The 18,397-nt window shown below is 63.3% G+C and carries 15 protein-coding genes; 11 read left to right on the top strand and 4 right to left on the bottom strand.

Features of this window, described 5'->3' with window-relative positions:
- Positions 1–46: 46 nt before the first annotated feature.
- Both FHT98_RS22675 and FHT98_RS22670 read right to left on the bottom strand, forming a co-directional pair.
- The gene (locus FHT98_RS22675) at positions 47–886 is read right to left on the bottom strand and encodes a YdcF family protein (protein ID WP_142115374.1); all 840 of its coding nucleotides are present in this window, start codon (positions 884–886) and stop codon (positions 47–49) included.
- A gap of 36 nt (positions 887–922) precedes the next feature.
- Positions 923–3,154 (bottom strand): GumC family protein, encoded by a 2,232-nt coding sequence (locus FHT98_RS22670; RefSeq protein WP_142115373.1) that lies wholly within the window; start codon positions 3,152–3,154, stop codon positions 923–925.
- Positions 3,155–3,310: 156 nt separating this feature from the next.
- On the opposite strand from FHT98_RS22670, the gene FHT98_RS22665 reads away from it, so the two are divergent.
- The 5 genes from FHT98_RS22665 (at position 3,311) to FHT98_RS22645 (ending at position 8,350) form a co-directional block, all read left to right on the top strand.
- On the top strand, positions 3,311–4,027 hold the full coding sequence (locus tag FHT98_RS22665; RefSeq protein WP_061963551.1) for a nucleotidyltransferase family protein: 717 nt from the start codon (positions 3,311–3,313) through the stop codon (positions 4,025–4,027).
- 65 nt (positions 4,028–4,092) lie between these two features.
- Positions 4,093–5,268 carry a DegT/DnrJ/EryC1/StrS family aminotransferase gene (locus tag FHT98_RS22660; protein WP_142115372.1) on the top strand — a complete coding sequence of 392 codons (1,176 nt, stop codon included), beginning with the start codon at positions 4,093–4,095 and terminating at the stop codon, positions 5,266–5,268.
- Positions 5,261–5,971 carry a sugar transferase gene (locus FHT98_RS22655; RefSeq protein WP_244511850.1) on the top strand — a complete coding sequence of 237 codons (711 nt, stop codon included), beginning with the start codon at positions 5,261–5,263 and terminating at the stop codon, positions 5,969–5,971. Before FHT98_RS22660 ends, FHT98_RS22655 begins: the two co-directional genes overlap by 8 nt.
- A 41-nt stretch (positions 5,972–6,012) precedes the next feature.
- Positions 6,013–7,020, top strand: a complete 1,008-nt coding sequence (locus tag FHT98_RS22650) for an SDR family NAD(P)-dependent oxidoreductase (RefSeq protein WP_091855369.1) — start codon at positions 6,013–6,015, stop codon at positions 7,018–7,020.
- A gap of 61 nt (positions 7,021–7,081) precedes the next feature.
- Positions 7,082–8,350: a polysaccharide biosynthesis/export family protein gene (locus tag FHT98_RS22645; RefSeq protein WP_142115371.1), complete on the top strand. Its 1,269-nt coding sequence runs from the start codon at positions 7,082–7,084 to the stop codon at positions 8,348–8,350.
- Between the two features lie 214 nt (positions 8,351–8,564).
- On the opposite strand, the gene FHT98_RS22640 is transcribed toward FHT98_RS22645, so the two are convergent.
- Positions 8,565–8,765: a hypothetical protein gene (locus tag FHT98_RS22640; protein WP_170843255.1), complete on the bottom strand. Its 201-nt coding sequence runs from the start codon at positions 8,763–8,765 to the stop codon at positions 8,565–8,567.
- A 221-nt stretch (positions 8,766–8,986) separates the two neighbouring features.
- Between FHT98_RS22640 and FHT98_RS22635 the strand changes: the two genes are divergently transcribed.
- Genes FHT98_RS22635 through FHT98_RS22620 form a run of 4 tightly spaced genes read left to right on the top strand, consistent with a single transcriptional unit; the run spans position 8,987 to position 13,577 of the window.
- On the top strand, positions 8,987–9,250 hold the full coding sequence (locus tag FHT98_RS22635) for a hypothetical protein (RefSeq protein WP_061963559.1): 264 nt from the start codon (positions 8,987–8,989) through the stop codon (positions 9,248–9,250).
- Positions 9,247–10,662, top strand: a complete 1,416-nt coding sequence (locus FHT98_RS22630) for an O-antigen ligase family protein (protein ID WP_142115370.1) — start codon at positions 9,247–9,249, stop codon at positions 10,660–10,662. The genes FHT98_RS22635 and FHT98_RS22630 overlap by 4 nt, the downstream gene beginning before the upstream one ends.
- Before the next feature lie 10 nt (positions 10,663–10,672).
- On the top strand, positions 10,673–12,223 hold the full coding sequence (locus FHT98_RS22625; RefSeq protein ID WP_142115369.1) for a lipopolysaccharide biosynthesis protein: 1,551 nt from the start codon (positions 10,673–10,675) through the stop codon (positions 12,221–12,223).
- Between the two features lie 13 nt (positions 12,224–12,236).
- Complete coding sequence (locus FHT98_RS22620) at positions 12,237–13,577, top strand: phenylacetate--CoA ligase family protein (RefSeq protein WP_142115368.1); 1,341 nt, start codon at positions 12,237–12,239, stop codon at positions 13,575–13,577.
- A gap of 229 nt (positions 13,578–13,806) precedes the next feature.
- Here the strand turns inward: FHT98_RS22620 and asnB are convergent, their stop codons facing one another.
- On the bottom strand, positions 13,807–15,789 hold the full coding sequence (gene asnB / locus FHT98_RS22615) for an asparagine synthase (glutamine-hydrolyzing) (RefSeq protein WP_142115367.1): 1,983 nt from the start codon (positions 15,787–15,789) through the stop codon (positions 13,807–13,809).
- Between the two features lie 268 nt (positions 15,790–16,057).
- On the opposite strand from asnB, the gene FHT98_RS22610 reads away from it, so the two are divergent.
- Positions 16,058–17,239, top strand: coding sequence for a glycosyltransferase family 4 protein (locus FHT98_RS22610; RefSeq protein WP_185745250.1), 1,182 nt, complete (start codon positions 16,058–16,060; stop codon positions 17,237–17,239).
- Positions 17,236–18,393 (top strand): glycosyltransferase, encoded by a 1,158-nt coding sequence (locus FHT98_RS22605; RefSeq protein ID WP_142115365.1) that lies wholly within the window; start codon positions 17,236–17,238, stop codon positions 18,391–18,393. The genes FHT98_RS22610 and FHT98_RS22605 overlap by 4 nt, the downstream gene beginning before the upstream one ends.
- Positions 18,394–18,397: the final 4 nt, after the last annotated feature.

The raw sequence follows: 18,397 nt of genomic DNA, 5'->3' as shown, positions 1-18,397 counted from the left end.
TGTTCTCGCGCCGAGCAATGGCTGGCTGTTGATGAGACACGCCTCATCAATTCGCTATCGCGAGTTTCGCTTCGCTGGGCTTCGGTTCGGTCCCAGGACCCGGGAACAAGGCGCCGGTTCGACCACTCAGACGATATCCGATCAGACCTAACCATTCCCTCGCGGCGAGATCCAGACGCTCAAGGCCCTGACTGACGACGGTGAACGGCTGCTCAAGATCCCGAGTTCCATTTGTCTGAAAGTCGACGGGATAAGGGATCACGCGGAAACCTACCTGCTCGAAGCTGCCCATCGCTCGCGGCATATGCCAGGCGGACGTCACGAGCAGCCAACGTTCGCCTGGGCTGGGCCGCACGAGATTCCGTGTTTCGCGAGCATTCTCCCAAGTGTTATGGGACCGGGTCTCGATGGTGAGACGGTCCCCCGGCAGTCCGAGAGTCTTCAGGTATTCGGTTGCCGTCCATGCTTCCGGCGGCAACCTCGATCCGATCTTGGAGTTGCCACCGGAGTAGACCAGCCGCGCACCTGGATAACGCCGCGCGAGATCCATGAAGGCAAAAATGCGCTCCGCAGCTCCGTTGAGCGCGAACTCGCGTCGCGCCGCGGATCTCGTCACTTCCAGCGCGCCCGACAGCACGATAATGCCGGTGATGGGGCGACCGTCGTCGACGAAAGCAGGAAAACGTTGCTCCAGTGGAAAGATCGCCCAGTTGCCGACAGGCAGGAGGCCGGCTGCCAGAATCCCGCAAATACCGCCCCCCGCAAGCGCCAACCCCACCCGTCGCCAAGGGGTCGCCACCATGACGATCAGGCCCAGAAGCCCCATCATCGCAATTCCGTTTGAGGGTGCCAGCAGCCCGCCAATCTGGGACATGACATGAAACATGCGTTCACCGAGGCCGGCACATCACGAAGACCTCACTTATGAGACGTGCAGGCCGGAGCCGCCGGAGCGCTGCGGGCGTTTCCCGAGGAACTCTCCTGTGTCGCCCCGACGGTAGCCGGCATGAGCCTTCAGGTTCACACGCGTGAGTACAGCGAAGATTTTAGGTCGTGGCCCACCGCTCAGCAGTGCGGGCTTCATCAGCAGTTCGATTGCGTTTGCAGCAACATCGCGGCGGGTGCTACCCCAACGTACGGCAAAGAGCACGCCGTCCACCCTTGCCGCGAGAATGCGGATACCAGCGGATTCAAAAACGCCCGGCGCGGCGATGATCATGTAGTCGTAGCGGTCACGCAGTTTGTCGAGGCTGTTTGCGAGCTGACTGCCGACAAGGGAAGCCGTGTTGGCATCTCCGATCTCATCGAGGGCGAGGCAGTCGAACCCGAGAGCGGAGTCGCGACGGATTTCCAACGAAGCGCGTTGGGCCGAGACGTCGCTATCCAGGTTCGTTTCGCTGCTCAGGCCGGTCAGTTTCACGTCCTGGCGCGGAGCGTCGGCACATATCAACAGCACCCGTCGTTGAAAGCGGGCAGCGTACGCCGCAATGCCGACCGCCAACGCCGTTTTTCCCTCGCCCGGTCCGCTGGATGTGACTGCCAGGATCTTTCCATCGCCCCGATGCTGAATGACCTCGAGCGCCACCGCGGCGACAGCCTCGATCGCCTGGTCATAGGGCGGAGACGGACATTCGGGCAGCCGCCAGCGGCCATTGTACCGCCCCTCTTCGGCCTCCGGGACCAGGCCGATGCACCCGATTCCCAGGGTGGTCGCGAGCTCACGCTCGCTTCGTAGGCTGCGATCCATGCGCTCCAGAACGGAAGCAGCCCCCCCTCCGAGCGCCGCGAACGCGATCATCGCGGCCGAGATGTAGAGGTAAGGACTGAGCGAACTCGGGCGCTGCGGTACCGAAGCTTGAGCCAGGATCTGAACTCCCGTCGAGCTCGGATCTTTCAGCTGCTGTTGCTGACGTAGGAGATCCCGGACGACATCGGCAGCCGTCGTAGCACGCCTTTCGAGAGTCTGCCGCTCGCGACGCTGAGCGAGGTCGGCGCCGGATGCGGCCTGCAGCGAAGCAATGCGCTCAGCGAGGGAGTGCTCCTGCAAGCGGAAGACGTCGACATCGTGCTCCAGACGTTGCAGGCGCTGCTCGGAGTCCGCGCCAGACACTGTGGGCTTGGCTGCTATCGTTCCGGAGTTCACATCGGCTTGGCTTTCGGGCGCCGTGATCGGCGCGACGGCGCGCGCGAATTGAGTGCCAACCAGCGGTTCACGCAGAAGCGCATCGATCTTTTCCGGCGGTGCCCCCGAAAGCTGCAGCTTTCGAACCTGCTCGAGTCGCTCCTGCCGGCGCAACAGCTCGGATCGCACCAGCTCCAGCTGACGGGACGTCTCAGCGGTCAGCTCACCCGCCGCTGCGTCCGCGCTTGGCGTTCCGTGCGCCGAGACGTGCGCCCGGAGCGCCTCGTCCGCGGCTTCGAGCTCGGCCTGCGATTGGATCAGGCGATTGTCCAGCCCTGTTCGAAGCGCGTCCGCCTGCTGCTGCATCCTATCCGTCAAGCGATCGACATGCGTCTGTACGACCTGATTGACGATGATCGCTGCTCTTTCGGGGTCGACGTCCCTGTAGCTGATCGAGATCACGTTGGAGCGCCGTTCCTGCCGGACAAGAAGGGAGTTCTTCATGGCGTCCAGGCTTGGCAGCCCGTTGGCAGCCTGCAAGGCCTCCGGAGGATTTGGACTCGGAAGAACGACGTTCTTGAGGCCTTTCCCGATTGCGACCAGCGAGCCCCGCAGCCGATCCCCCAGCGTCGGGTTCGCCATCTGGGACACGGCACGCGCCGACACCGCCTTGTACTGCGGCAGGTCCGGCAATGCCTTCAGCACGTCGCGCAGGCGGGCGTCCGACGTGAGCGTCGCGATGTGCGTATCCACGACGGTCTCAAGCAGGCCGGCCGCCATCTGAGCTTGGGTGGGCTCAAACATGAACTGCGCGGTGGCCGTATAAGCGGGGGGAACAACGAAGGCAGCGACGCCGGTCAGAAGCGTGCCGGCCAAAACAACCTTCGCGATGAAAATCCTGCGTCGACGAACGAGATTGATGATCTCGTGGAACATCTGCTCTGGCGGCAGGGAAGGCTGCGTGTCGGCCCCGAGGGCTGCGCGACTGGACAACCTCCCGATCGGGATGAACTCGCCTGGGTTCTGACTCATGCTGATCGACTCTGCTTTCGTTCATCGAACTGGCGTCGCAAAGCGGGCTAGCTGTCGAGCGAATGCTATTGCGGCGCAGTCAGCTGCAAGTTGACCGAAATCAAGACGAGTTGTGGCAGCGCGCCTAGCTTTCATGCTCCATTGAAGGAGGCTGGCATGAAGGCAGTCATTCAAGCAGGCGGCAAGGGCACGCGCTTGATGCCCTACACATCCGTTCTTCCGAAGCCGCTCATGCCGATAGGGGCGCGGCCAGTTCTCGAGCTCCTGCTTCGATGGCTTCGCCGCAACAACATCGAGGACGTCTACATCACGACGGGCTACCTCGGTCACCTGATCCGCAGCTTCTGTGGCGACGGTCAGCAGTGGGGCCTCAAGATCACCTACTCACAAGAGGTCGAGCCGCTGGGCACCGTTGGGTCGCTGACGCTGCTGCGGGAGCATCTGGACGGCACCTTTCTGATGTTGAACGGTGACGTGCTGACCGACCTCAACCTTCCAGCCTTCGGGTTGGCGCACCGCAAGCATGGCGGCCCGCTGACGATCGCCACGACGGTCCGATCCACTCGTATGGATTTCGGTATCATCGAAGATCTGGAAAACCGCATCACGAGTTTCACGGAGAAGCCGACGCTGTCCAACAGCGTGAGCATGGGCGTCTATTGCATGGAGCCCGATGTCATCAAGTACATCCCCGCGGGCATCCCCTTCGGCCTCGATGACCTGGCGCTTTGCTTGCTCGAGAAAGACGTTCCCATCCACGTCTTCAAGCACCAAGGGCTTTGGCTCGACATCGGGCGCGTCGAGGACTTCCACAACGCGCAGGACATCAAGTGGGAAGAGCGGGCGCCTTCGCTGCTCGCAGTGGCCAGCTAACGCCACAACTCCGCACGACGTCCGAAACACTCGTCAGGAAAGCAGCGTACATGAAAGCAGAGCCCATGCTTCTCGTCTCGGAGCCCATCCTCGGATCGCAAGAAAAGGCCGCTCTCGCCGATGTCATCGACAGCGGCTGGATCACAATGGGCGAGCGGGTGAGCAGTTTCGAGCGCGCTTTCGCCGAGGCGCATGCAGCCGACGACGCTGTTTCGGTGAGTTCCTGCACAGCCGGGCTGCATCTCATCCTGCATGCTCTTGGGATCGGCCCGGGCGACGAGGTTCTCGTGCCGGCCCTCACCTTCGTGGCGACGGCGAATTGCGTGCTCTATGTCGGCGGCACGCCGATTTTCGTGGACATCGAGTCTTCGGCGCAGCCGCTGATGTCCATCCAGGACGCTGCCGCCAAATGCACGCCCCGGACGAAAGCCGTGATCCTCGTTCATTTCGCAGGATACATGGTCGATCCCGAGCCATGGCAGGCCTTCGCGCGTGAGCGGGGCCTGATGCTGATCGAGGACGCCGCTCATGCCTCCGGGCTTCCGGGCGCAGGCGCAATCGGCGACGCCGCGGCGTTCAGCTTCTACGGAAACAAGAACATGACGACGGCGGAAGGCGGGGTGGTCCTCGCCCGCGATGCCTCCCTGCTCGACACCATCCGGCGTGCGCGAGGGCATGGGCTGACGAGCGGCACCTTCCAGCGGCGCTCCAGCCGGACGCCGATCTACGATGTGACGATGCTCGGCTTCAACTATCGGCTCGACGAGTTGAGGGCCGCCATCGGCCTCGTCCAGCTCGGCCACCTTAAAGAGTGGAATGCGAAACGGAAGATCCTGGCGGAGTCCTATCGGCGGCGCATTGGTGAGAATTGCCCCAGCGTCGCCATCCCTTTCGAAGCGCGGCGACCTTCCGTCCATCACATCATGCCGGTGGTGCTGCCGGCTTCTTCCGACCGTCAGGACGTGATCGATCACTTACGTGCGAAGGGCATCCAGACCACGATCCACTATCCGGCAATCCATCGTCTTTCCTTCTATCGCGGCCTCTATCCAGACGTAAATCTTCCCCGGACCGAGGCCTTCACCGATCATGAGCTTACGCTGCCGTTGCACCCGCGCATGGGGCTCGATGATGTCGAAAGAGTTACATCGGCACTTGCGGACGCGCTTGGCGAGCGCGTTCCGCCGGCTGCGTTCGTAATGCGAGACAAAAGCAAGCACGCCAACCTCGCAAGTGGCTGAGGAGTTCTTTCACATGAACGGACAAGGCTTCTTGGGACTGCCGGTCGCCGAAACGGCGCAAACATGGCTCAGGCGAGCCGCCGATATTCTACTAGCCGGCGCTGCGTTGTTTTTGCTGGCGCCGCTCATGCTGCTCATAACGATCGCCATATGGCTGGAATCCGGGCAGCCAACGCTGTTCTGTCAAACTCGACTTGGACAGGGCGGCCGGCGTTTTCGTATGTACAAGTTCAGGAAGTTCCATGCAGACGCCGGCCAGGCAGGCTGCCCGTTGACGCTCGAGCAGGACCCCCGGATGACCCAGGTCGGGCGCCTGCTTATGAAGACGAAGCTCGACGAGTTGCCGCAGTTCTGGAACGTGATCAAGGGCGACATGGCGATCGTCGGACCACGGCCGGAGAGCCTTGCTTTCGCGGATTGCTTCCATAACGGCTGGGAAGAGTTGCTCAGATACAAGCCCGGCCTCGTCGGCCCGTGCCAGATCATATTCCGGAACGAGGCCGCCGCCTTCCCGAAAGGTGCCGACGTCAACGAGTTCTATCGCACCGTCGTGTTTCCGCTGAAGGCGCGCATCGACCTCGACTACTTCCGCAGCAGAAGCCTGGCATCGGATGTCGTGATCATGATCAGGAGCTTCCTGGCGATCTGCGGCTGGGCCTCGGTCGCGAGCGCAGGCCTCAGGCAAGTCGAACGCCGCGCCTGAGCCGGTGCGAACCTAGAATGTCCAGTCCAGGAGGTCATGCCATGTCCTATGATGGTGCAAAGGTGCTTGTGACGGGCGCCGACGGCTTCATCGGCTCGCATCTCACCGAGGCGCTCGTGAATTGCGGCGCCAGGGTCACGGCTTTAACCCTCTACAACTCCTTCGACAGCCATGGCTGGCTGGACGAAATCCCGGAGGCGACCAAAGGCCGGCTCGATCTCGTCCGCGGCGATGTCCGCGACGCGGCCTTCATCTCGCGCGTCGTGCCGGGTCAAGACATCATCTTCCACCTCGCAGCGCTGATCGCCATCCCGCACTCCTACGCCGCCGCGCAGACTTATGTCGAAACGAACATCCTCGGAACCCTGAACATCCTCGAAGCTGCCCGCCAGAGTGGGACGGAGCGGATCGTCCATACCTCGACAAGCGAGGTGTATGGAACGGCGTTGAAGATGCCGATCTCGGAAGAGCACCCGTTGCAGGGCCAATCTCCCTATTCGGCATCCAAGATCGGTGCCGACATGATGTCGGAAGCTTTTGCCCGGTCATTCGGTTTGCCTGTCGTGACGCTGCGTCCTTTCAATACATTTGGTCCACGGCAGAGCGAGCGGGCGATCATTCCGACGCTCATCCGACAGGCTCTGGATCCGAACTGCGCCGCCATACGGGTCGGCGACACGACGCCGGTGCGCGACCTCACCTTCGTGGAAGACACCGTAGCTGCCTTTTTGATGGCGGGATCATCCCCGGATCTGGAGTTCGGCCGAGCCTACAATGCTGGAAGCCAGCACGGCGTGACAGTGGCCAACCTGATCGACCTGGTGCTCGAACTCTCCGGCACTTCCAAACCGGTGGTCCAAGAGGGCGTCCGGATGCGACCTGCCAACTCGGAAGTGCGTGCGCTTCTGGCCGACTGCAGCCGCTTCGCGGCGGTTACGGGCTGGCAGCCACGGACCGGCCTGCGCGAGGGCATCGGGCGTACCACCGAATGGTGGCGGACCCGTCTCGCGATGGGCCGGGTGCGCTCGCAGAGCAATTTCATGACCTGATCTCACCGCCCTGCCTGGACCGCCGCGCGGCGCCGGCTCCAGAACCGATACGAGGCTCTCGATGGGACATCCATCTGCGCGCAAGGGCTGGGCAGCGACACTGCTCATGGCCGGCATAGCTTTGCTCTGGACGCATGGAGCTTGCCGCGCTGAATATCTGCTCTCTCCCGGCGACGTGGTGGAAATCGCCGTCGCGCCAATGCCGGAGCTGCGGCAGCGTATGCCGGTGCAGCCCGACGGAACCATCATCATCCCAATGCTAGGGGCAGTGATGGCGGCAGGATCGGCCCCGCAGGTGCTGCAGGACCGGGTCGAGACAGCCTTCGCAGCGAAAATCCTCCGCCAGCGAATGCCCGACGGGCGCGAGCGGATCGTGTTGCTTCAGCCTGGCGATGTCACCACGGCAGTCGTCGAGTACCGGCCCATCTATGTGAGCGGCGACGTGCTCAACCCGGGGCAGTACGCCTACCGGCCACAGATGACGGCGCGCCATGCCATTGCTCTCTCAGGCGGCCCGAGCACAGTACGGGGCCGTCCCGGGCAGTCAGGCGTCGAGATCGCGGAGGCGGAGCGCGAATACCGAACTGCGACAAGCGCGCTTGCCAAGGAGCATGTTGTCTCCTGGCGGCTTGCCGCGGAACTCGATGGATCCGAAACGATCAAGGAACAGCCCCTCGGGTACCTGTCCATATCGGCCGCTTCGCTTGCCGACTTTCTGCGCGTCGAGACCCGTTACCTGCAGGTTCGCCTCAAGGAAACCAAGAGCGAGCGGGCCTATCTGGAGAGTATGGTGCGACAGGCCGGCGAGCAGATCGAGACTCTCACCACGCAAGTGCAGGGGGAGCAGAGCGGCCTCCAAGCCGACATGGCAGAGCTTGATCGCGTGAACAAACTCTTCGGCACCGGCAGCTTGCCGAGCCCGCGCGTCACGGATAGTCGCCGGGCCGTCCTGCTGTCGTCGACCCGGCGCCTTCAGACGATTGCGAACCTGACCCAGGTCAAGCAACAGCGGGATGAACTGCTTTGGCGCCTGGACAAGGTCGACACCCAAAGGCGCATCGACGTGCTACGCGAAAGCAGGGAATCGCAGCTGCGTATGACCGAGCTGAGAGCGCGGCTCGATGGCGCGACAGAGAAGCTGCGTGTGCTTGGGCAGATGGTCGTCCTCGAAACGGGCGCCAACGTCGCGCGGCCGGGCGTCACGATCATCCGTAAAGCTCGAACGAACTGGGATCGCATTCCCGCGTCCGAGGACACCGAGCTGATGCCGGGCGACACCGTCGAAGTCGTGTTCCGGCGTGAGGATGCTTCGACGGCAGCGGTGCAGTGAACCCGCTCCGGAGACCTTTTCTTCACGCGAACCGGTGTCCGCTGCGCTCGAAAATGCTCTCGCGATGACATGGCTTCGGTCGCACTGATCCACCGGTGCGACAAAGCAAAGCCGGCGTCAGTCGCTGTGAACCGCCTCCGGGAAACCCGGCGCGGTTCAGATCTCCTCTCAGAGCATGCTTGGCTGCCGGCCGCACGCACATGGGCGCCTGCCTTTACTGGATCGGGCGCTCCCTGGTGCGAGCCTCGTTCGCTATGTCAAGCATTGCCTCAAGCTGGGCGAGCGTCGCTGGCGAGAAGATCAAATTCATGATCTGGCCGCCGGACATCTCAAGGCTGATCATCGTTTCGCCTCGAGGGGTGGCCGTTATCGCGACCGCCTGGACATCGACGACATCAAGGTCGATCTCCGGCAACAAGATCTGCTTCTGCCCCATTAGTCCCCTACCGTCGTGGGGGCCCCACTGCGTCAGAGATGCGCTTTCCGATCTCGTGCTTTTCGGCCGTGCCGTCGGCTTCGAGTTGTGCTTCCCGACTTCCGGACACTATTGGCAGAACCTTTCAGCGAATTGATCCTCATCAAGACTGCGAAGCCCGGCCGACGTAGGGTTTCGATCGCAGCGAGAGGAGGCCGGCGATGAAAGCTGTCATCCAAGCAGGTGCCCGGCGCAAGCGGCTGATGCCCATCAGCGCCAAGCCTGTGCTGGAGTTCCTGCTGCGCTGGCTACGACGATACAACGTCGACGCCATGAACCGGGAAGCGGGCAAGAGCGCGCGCGTCTTTGTGGCCCGCCACCATGACTTGGCGGCTCACCTCGGCTACCTGCCCGTCGCCGTGGACATGCCCCGCCGCCGTGCATCGCGCGGAACCAGCGGGCCGCCTCGGGAGGTTACGCGGTGACGGCCCGAACGGCGCGGCAATCGCTCGTGCATGTCGCGTCCTGGGTCGGCGGTGCCGGTCTCCTGTCGCTCGTTGCCCTCGCGCTCCTGATCTTGAGGAACCCATCCGTCCCCGTAATGCTCATCGGCTTGGCCGTCGTGGCGACGATCGGCCTGCTGCTGCTGCGAAACCCGCTTGCCGCGCTCCTGCTCGCCGCGTTCGTGCTCCTGCTGCCGCCAGGGGACCTTCGGGTGGAGGGGATCTACATGCTCGCCAGCAACGGCACGGTCGTCGCAGCTCTTGGGATCTGGCTCGTCCGGGCGCTGAGCGGGAACGAGACGGTCAAATGGAACCCCACTTGCCTTCTCCTCGCGCTGTACATCGCATGGGGGCTCGTGACGCTGCTCTGGGCGCCGGATCTCGTCGAAGGTCGCCGCAAGCTGATCGCCTGGACGTTCAGCTTTATCCTGCTGTTTTTGATCTGCAACGAGGTGAGATCGCTGCCGGCAGTAGACCGCTTCATGCGGATGTTGAGCTTGATGGGCTGGCTCATGATCCTTTGCGGGATTTATACGGCCCTGTTCACCGATTTCGTGTTTGGAACCAGACTGAAAAGTTTCAACATGAATGAGAATACCTTGGGCGTCATGCTGATCATGGCACTTCCCGGGGTCATCTGGCCGGTGATGCGAAGTGACGGGCCTCGCCGGAGGTCCATGCTCATCCTGGCAATAACCTACATGCTTTGCGCCGTGGCGTTGATCGCACTCAGCGGATCGCGAGGAGGCGCGATTTCGGTCGGCCTCCTGTTGCTGATGCTGCTGTTCTTCAGACCCGCGCGGAAATGGGCCGTCGGCGGCGTCGCGCTCATTCTTTGCCTGTTCCTCTTCGCCCCGTTCCTCTTCGACACCCTCATTCAAAGGGCTGTCGAAGGAGATGGCGGCGAGCTCGGCGGACGGTCTGTCTTGTGGGAAGCAAGCCTTCTGTTCATGCGCGACCATCTGCTGACCGGAGCCGGCATCGGCAACGGCCCCTTCAGGCTGCACCCCTACATCGCGTCGCTGACCAGCGAGGTCAATCACCGCACGGATCTGCCCAGCCACCAGCCGTTTCTCGAGGTCGGTGTGGACACGGGTCTGGTCGGGCTGATCATCTACGTCTGCATGATCGGATCCGCGATACGGAGTTTCGTGCGCTCCCGCTCCCGCTGGTTGCTCTCTCCTTCCTGTCCGGACGGATACTACTTGACCGTGATCGGAGCCACGGCGGCGTACGGGTCCACATGGCTCAAGGCGGGAGGGTTGGAAAACCACGCCAGCCTCATCGTCATACTCGCCCTGCTCCTGATCCCGTCCTTAGTGCAGGAGGCCGACGATCGAAGCGCACAGGAGGGCGGCCCCTGGCTGTCGAAGCGTCGTCATGACCGCGGCTAGCGAGGGGGCGATGAACGCGCGCGCAGCCGCCCCGCCGCGTGACGAGGCCAGCGGGCGGTTCGTCGTCAACGTCGGCAGCAGCCTCGTTTACGTCGTGCTGAACACCGGCATCATGTTCTGGTACATCCCTTTCCTGCTGAAGCATCTCGGGGTTGCCGCCTACGGGATGGTTCCCCTGTCGTCCTCCTTGGTCATGTTCGCGATGATCGTATGCGAGGGGGTGAACGGTGCGATCTACCGCAACCTGGCGATCGATCTGAACCGTGGAAACCTGCCCGCCGCGCAAAGAACGTTCAACAGTGCCGTGATGCTGACCATCGCAGTCAGTTGCTTCCTGCTGGTTCCGATGGCCCCGGCGGTTTGGCTCTTTCCCCAACTCTTCGAGGTGCCGCCGGGCCTCGAGGGCGCGGCGCGGTTCCTGCTTGCGGGCTCCTTCTTCACCGCCCTGACATTCCTCGTCGGAAGCCCTTTCGACGCATCGAGCCTGATCACTCACCGGTTCGACGTCCGCAACGCCATTCGGTCCGCGGTTGCCTTGAGCAGGGTCGGGATCGTGGCCCTGTGCTTCCTTGTCTGGCCGGCGAGCCTCCTGCATGTCGGCCTCGGCCTGATCGCCTCCGCCCTCCTCGGCCTGGGCAGTTGCGTGATCGCGTGGCGACGGCTGACCCCGCAGTTGCGCCTGCATCGCGCAGATGTGGATCCCCACCACTTCCGGCCGCTGTTGAATTTCGGCGCCTGGTCGGCGGTGAACACGGCCGGAATGCTGCTGCTCATGCAGGTCGACCTCCTCATCGTGAACGCATTGTTCGGTTCAACCATGACCGGTCGTTACGGCGCATTGCTTGCTTTCGCGGTGCTCATGCACACGCTGGCCGAGGTGGTCATACCGATTTTCAGCCCGATGATCATGGCCCGCTACGCCATCGGCGATGTCACGGGTGTGCGCAGACTGCTGGAATCCGCCGTCGGCTTTCTCGCCTTCGGGCTGGCCCTGCCGGTCGGGCTTCTCTGCGGACTCGGCCGCCCACTCCTGTCGCTGTGGCTCGGGCCGGATTTCGCCGAGTTCGACATGCTCCTGGCAGTCCTCGTGGCTCATCTGGCGGTGAATCTGGCGGGCCGGCCGATCGGGTACCTCCTCACCGCGCACAACAAGGTGAAGCAGCAGGGTTTGGTGACGCTGGTGCTCGGCGTCGTGAACATTGGGCTGGCGGTCGCGCTCGCCCTCTGGGCCAATTGGGGCGTGCTCGGCATCGCGGCGGCGGCCGCGATCGTTTGGACCTTGAAGAACACGCTCATCCTTCCGGTATACGCCGCACGCGTGCTCGGCTTGGACTGGTGGGCGTTCCTGCCCCGGCTCGCGGGTGGAGCTGCGGCGGTGCTCGGGATAGCGCTGGCTTGCAGGGCACTTGCCGCCGAATGGCCACCGCTCGATTGGATCAGTCTCGCGGCGATGGCTGGCGCGATATCGGCACTATACTTGATCATACTCATAGGTTTCATCATCCGCCCCGACGATCGCAAGCTGATCTCGCGGCTCATACTTCGGAGGGCACATGATTAACTGGCGCCGCCCCATGCTGAAGTTCTACGACGAGCGCGTCATGAACCGCCCGATCCCGCGATGCCGCACCTTGATCTCGGACTTTTATGCCCTGCCCCGCGAAGCGCGGCGAAACCTGCGGGATCAGCGTCTGACGCAGTTGCTCAGGCACGCAGCGCGACACGTGCCGCACTACCGAAAGCTGCTGGTCGATCGGGAGATCGCGCGTGGTGACGTCATTGATCTCGCCAGCTTCGGGAAGGTGCCACCGCTAACGAGGAGCTTCCTGCAGAACTCCCCTGAGAGTTTGAAGAGCGACGACTTGAGCTCGAGACATTCGTACAAGAACAGTTCCGGGGGAAGTTCGGGAGAGCCCGTCGCCGTGATCCAGGACCAGGATTACAACGCGATGGGTATCGCCATGACCGAGACGTATCACGGCTGGGTCGGAAGGGACGCCGGCGAGTCCCTGGTCAAGCTTTGGGGGTCCGATCGGGACGTGGTGTCCGGTACTCTGGGGTGGCGCAACAAGCTCAGCGGCTTCGTTCGCAACCAGAAATGGGCGAACTCGTTCAAGATGAGCGAGACGGCGATGTTGCGCTATCTGGATTGGATTCGGCAATATCGTCCCGTTCTCATCGAGGCCTACGCGGACAGCGCCTTCGAACTTGCTCGCTTCGCAAATGCCCGCGAGACCAGGGTCTCCGGCGTGAGACACGTCATTACCAGCGCGGGCACGCTGCACCCGTTCATGAGGGAGGAGATTTCGCGCGCGTTCGGCTGTCCGACGCTGAACAGATACGGGTGTCGCGAAGTTGGCGACATTGCCGGTGAGCGGACAGAGAACAGTGGCCTGGAGGTGTTTGACTACTGCAACCTCGTCGAGGTCGTGAAGCCTGACGGTCAGCCCTGCCAGGAAGGGGAAGAGGGCGAGGTCCTCGTCACCAATCTCACGAATTTCGCGATGCCGCTCATCAGGTACAGACTCGGGGATCGCGCCGTGGTCGGCAAATTCTCCGACGGTCCCTTGCCGTTCGTCGAACAATTGCAGACGGTGTCGGGACGCCAGACGGACGCGTTTATCTTGAGGGATGGAACGGCCGTATCGGGAATCTTCTTCGTTTATTTTCTCACAGTCTTTCACGAGGCCGGTTGGCTTCTCAAGACGCAGATCGTCCAGCGCGACTACGACGACGTCGTCGTCAAGATGGTCGTGAAGACGGCTCCGGCGCAATCCGCTTTGGACGAGATCGCCACCTCGCTTCGGATTTTGCTGGGCCAGTCGTGCAACATCAGTTTCGAGACGCTGCAGGAAATTCCCCCTCTGAAATCCGGAAAGCACAGCTACGTCGTTTCACTCGTAAAGCGACCATAGAAGGTGATCGCCCGGACAACCCAGGTCATGCAGATCTGTATCTGGAGCCATTGAAAAAGGCTGTCTTCGTGCGGTTCTCTTGATCCTGGTCGCGATTGGGGATCGGCTAGCTGGACACCGGTAAGAACCGACCGCTGTTTCACTCGCCCCGCAGCGCACCGGGCAGGCGGGCTCATGGAACAGCGGTCGGTGTTTGGGATGCCACAGCACAGGTGACGCCCTGACGCACTTACGCGACAGCGCCCTGTAAACGGGACTGCGCTCGCCGATGCTGAGCTGGTCCTGCCGCATAATGGCGGCACCAGGCTTCCAGCATCAGCAGGCGCCACAGCAGCAGGCCGAAATCCCGGCTCCGCCCCGAGCTGTGCAGACCAAGGATCCGCTCCACCCCATTCAGGCTCCAGAACCCCCGCTCTCTGCCGCCGCGGTCGAGAAGCCTTTCCCTGACCATGGCGCGGCCGGCCGGTTCGCGAAACCAGTCGCCCAGGGGAACGCCGAAGCCCCGCTTCGGGCTTCGGCCGGTAACCTCCGGGAGAAATCGGGCGGCGAGAGCCCTTAGAGGCAGCTTCCCCTGGGAGTGATCCAGCAGGCATGCACGGGGCAGGCGCGCGGCCCATTCGACGATGCGGACATCGAGCAGCGGCGACCGAACCTCGATCGAATGGGCCATCGATGCCCGATCGACCTTCACCAACACATCGTCGGGGAGATAGAGGCTATAGTCGAGCTTCTGCTGGCGCGCCGTCAGCGGCGCGCCGCGGCTCATCCGCCATCTCTCCCATACCGGGCTGCTGGCGTTCCGCAGAAACGGCCGCAGATCCGGGTGAATGCAATCGTCCATCACCGGATCATCAGGCAGCTCGTCGAAAACCGCCGCCGCTCCCCAATCCGGCAAGCTGAGCTTGGAAAGCTGGTAGCGGGCGAGCGACGCCTGCGGCAAAAGCCGGCTCGCCGCACCCAGCGCGAGGCCGAAACGGCCGGCTGCCCGGATCAAACCTTCCCGGCGGGCGCTTTCGACATATCGACGATAGCCGCCGAACGCCTCGTCGCCGCCGTCTCCGGAGAGAAACACCGTCGCATGGCTCGCCGCCGCCTCGCAGAGCGTGAAGCTCGGCAAGGCGGACGGGTCGCCGAAGGGTTCGTCGAAGAGCCAGGCCAGCCGGTCGATATCGCTGAGCTCGCCGGCGCGTTGCGGGATCACGCGGTGCTCAAGCCCGGCATGGGCCGCGGTTGTGCGAGCGAGCGCGCTTTCGTCCCATTGCTCTTCCGCGAAGCCGACGGTCAGCGCGAGCGGGGCTTTTCCCGTCTTCGCCGCCATGGCTGCGACCAGGCCGCTATCGATTCCGCCCGACAGGAAAACACCAACAGGAACGTCGCTCCGGAGCCGGATGCGGACCGCGTCGAAGAGCAAACTCTCGAGTTCATCCAGTTCGGCGGGGCTGGCGCTTCGCCGAGCAGGATCGTCGTTGAGGGTCAGGTCCCAATAGGGTGCCAGCGATGCCGCATGGGGCCGGTCGAGCGAGCCTGCGAGGACATGGCCCGGCGGCAGCTTCCGGTATCCCTCGAAAATGCAGGTTTCGCCCGGCAGGTAGCCGAGCGCCAGGTACTGCGCCACCGCGGAACGGTCGATCTCCCGGGGGGCGTCAGGACAAGCCAGCAAGCCCTTCAGTTCCGAGGCGAACCGCAGGTGGCCTTTCTGATCCCAGTAATAGAGGGGCTTTACGCCCAGCCGGTCACGGGCAAGCATGAAGCTCCGCTGCTTCGTGTCCACAAAGGCCAGTGCGAACATGCCGTTCAGAAGCGGCAACGCGCCCGCCCCGAGGCGCATGAGCAGCCGCAGCAGCACCTCGGTGTCGGATCCGCTCTGGAACGCCTCGCCTGCACGTTCGAGCTCGCGGCGCAGCTCGAGATAGTTGTAGATCTCGCCGTTGAACGCCAGCCAGCAGCTCCCGTCAGGGCTTCGCATCGGCTGATGCCCAAGGGGGCTGAGATCCAGGATGCTGAGGCGGCGGAAGCCGAGGCTCCAGCCGTCTCCCCCCTCGATTCCAAGATCGTCAGGACCGCGATGTTGCAGGGGCACAGTCATTGCGGCGGTCAGCTCGGGGCCTGCCGCTTGTGCCGGTCCGAACCAGCCGCAAATGCCGCACATCGTTTCTGTTTCGCCTTGCTCGCCTGCACGCCGCCGGGATGGAAGCGTATCGACGCCAGCCATGGACCTGAGCCGGTCAAGCCTGTCTGGCGTCAACCGAGTAGGCGCTATCGGCAGCAAACTGAATATGACGCGCGTCAACTCGGCTCGGAGGTCATTCGTTTATCAACTGACCCGCGCAGATAGCCGCCTCGCAATCACGGAGCCGAGTGTTCCGATGCAGAGGACAGCAGGAGCGCATGAAGACGCAGGCTTAGGCCAGAGGGCGACTTCCCGCATGGCGCCGGGGGAAGCGGGCCCGGGTCCGGGACGTGGTCGGGAGACGTGCTCGATGCAACCTTCGTTAAAGGGGCAGAGCCTGCGGTGGTGCTTCTTCTCGCCTGGCCGCCGTTCGATCGACGTGCTCGGTGGCGATTCACGGACCTCTGGCGGGGCCGAGGCCCAGGTGGCCCATCTCGCGGCTGCGATGGCAGAGCTCGGCCATAAGGTGAGCCTGATCTACGGTGACGAAAGCCAACGTTGTCCACCAACGGAACTCGCCTCCGTCACCTGCATCGACGCCGCGCCGCGATGGCTGAACCCTTCGAGCATCGCAGCGTTCTGGCGCGCGTTGAGGGGCGCTTCGCCAGATGTGATCTATGCGCGGCTGCCGAGCGACTTTCTGGCGCTGCAAGGGCTGCTTGGCCGTTTCGACGGGCGAGCGCGCTTCATTTACGCGCTGGCTCACGACGACCATTGCCGACCTTGGCACGCCTATTCCTACAGACGTTGGCTGCACGCGCCGCTTTACGCCTTGGGCCTTCACAGTGCTGAGGCGATCCTGGCGCAGCATGAGGGGCAGCGAGCTCGACTTGCCCACCGTTTGCAGGGCCGGACGATTTGCGTGCCGAATCTGGTGCGGTCCTTCGCCTCTGTCCCGAGAGATTTCGAGGGCACGTCGATCGACGCCATCTGGGTCGCTCAGATCCGCCCGGAGAAACGTCTCGAGAGATTCCTCGACCTCGCGGCATCGGCGCCGGATCTCTCATGCAGCGTCGTCGGCGGGTTCGATCCGACGTTGCCCGCAGCCTCCCGTGTCGAGCTCGAGCAACGGATTCAGTCGTTGAGCAACGTCACCTATTGGGGGCCGCAGCCGGCGGATGTCGTGATGTCGCTGCTCGCTCGCAGCAAGGTCCTCGTGAACACCTCGAGCGGAGAAGGCTTTCCGAATTCGATGCTGGAGGCGTGGAGTCTGGGAGTGCCGGTCGTTTCGCTTGCAGTGGATCCTGGCGGCATCATTGAGCAGCAAGATATCGGCCTTCTCAGCGGAGGCGATGTCGAACTGCGCAACGACGTGCGGTTGCTGACACGGCGCGGGTCGCTGAATGATCGGATCGGCGTCCGCGCATTGGCCTATGTAAGGGGCCGGCACAGCCTCGAAGCTGTCTGCGCCGCTCTCTCGCCGGCGATCTTCGGGTCTCCCGTCACAGCCGGCGCCCATCGCGCTGAACATTCCAGAGAAGCCCTGTCATGATGCTGGGAAGCCTTCTCAGTGCGGCAGGCCGTCCCGGCACCGCTGCCGCCGCACGCCCCGGTGCCCCGAGGGCGGTCGCAGTCCTTATCGGGCAGCTTTCGCAAGGCGGCAGCGAAAGGCAGCTCTACATGTTCCTGGCCCACTGCGACCGCACGCGCTGGACGCCTACCGTCTACGTCTCCGGAGAACTGGGTTTCTGGGAAGCTCCCATCCGGGCCCTGGGCATTCCCGTCGTACTGCTGGCCGGGGGTCGAATAGCCAAAATGGCGCAATTGCGCACCGCCTGCGTGGCGCAGGGCGCGACATGCTTTTTCTCCTGGTCTTCGTACACCAACGCCTTCGGTCTGGCCCTCACTGGGACGGGCATTCAGCGCGTCGGATCCTTCCGCAATGCGCTATTCGCCGATCTGCCCACGCGTCTCCGATCGGTCTGGGCTTGGGCCAGCCTCGCTGGCGTCTCCACGGCCATATGCAATTCCCGCGACACCTTCGAGCAGCTTTCGAGCCACAGAACCGTGTGTCCCAAAGCAGCTTACGTGCCGAACGGGGTCGAGACCCCAAGCCCGAGCGAGGTTGCTGCGTTACGCGCGCAGTGGCGGGGCCGGCTTGGCCTTCAAGAGGACACTGTCCTCATCGTTGGGGTCGGTCGGCTCGTGAGCCAGAAGCGCTTCGACCGCTTTCTCGACATCATCGACAAAGTTAAAACGGATGGTCCGGTGCAGGCAGTCATCGCCGGCGAGAACCTCGGCTGCCGTGGCGATCTCGAACGCCAGATCGAAGATCTGGGCCTTCAGAACATCGTACGCCTCGTCGGCGCGGTGCCGGATGCCCGCGAACTGATCTGCGCCGCCGACATCTTTCTTCTCACGTCCGATTACGAGGGCACGCCGAATGTCGTCCTGGAGGCGATGGCAGCCGGAAAGCCCTGCGTGGCGACCCGCGTCAATGGAGTCGGCGAGTTGATCGAGGACGGCGCAACCGGGTTCACAGCGACACAGGATACGACGGAGCTGGCGCAGCACGTTTCCCGTCTTATCGCAGATCCGGAGCTGCGCCGACGCGTGGGTCAGGCAGCCTGCGCAGCCGTCGAGAAGGCGCGAAGTCCAGTCGAAATCGCACGCGAGCTTTGGTCATTCTGTGAGCAACCCACCTGAGACC

This window comes from Allobosea sp. AK1 (assembly GCF_006714945.1).
In the GTDB taxonomy this organism is placed as follows: Bacteria; Pseudomonadota; Alphaproteobacteria; order Rhizobiales; family Beijerinckiaceae; genus Allobosea; species Allobosea robiniae.
Note: the sequence above shows the minus strand (reverse complement) of the source record. Positions and strands in the feature narration are given on the sequence as shown.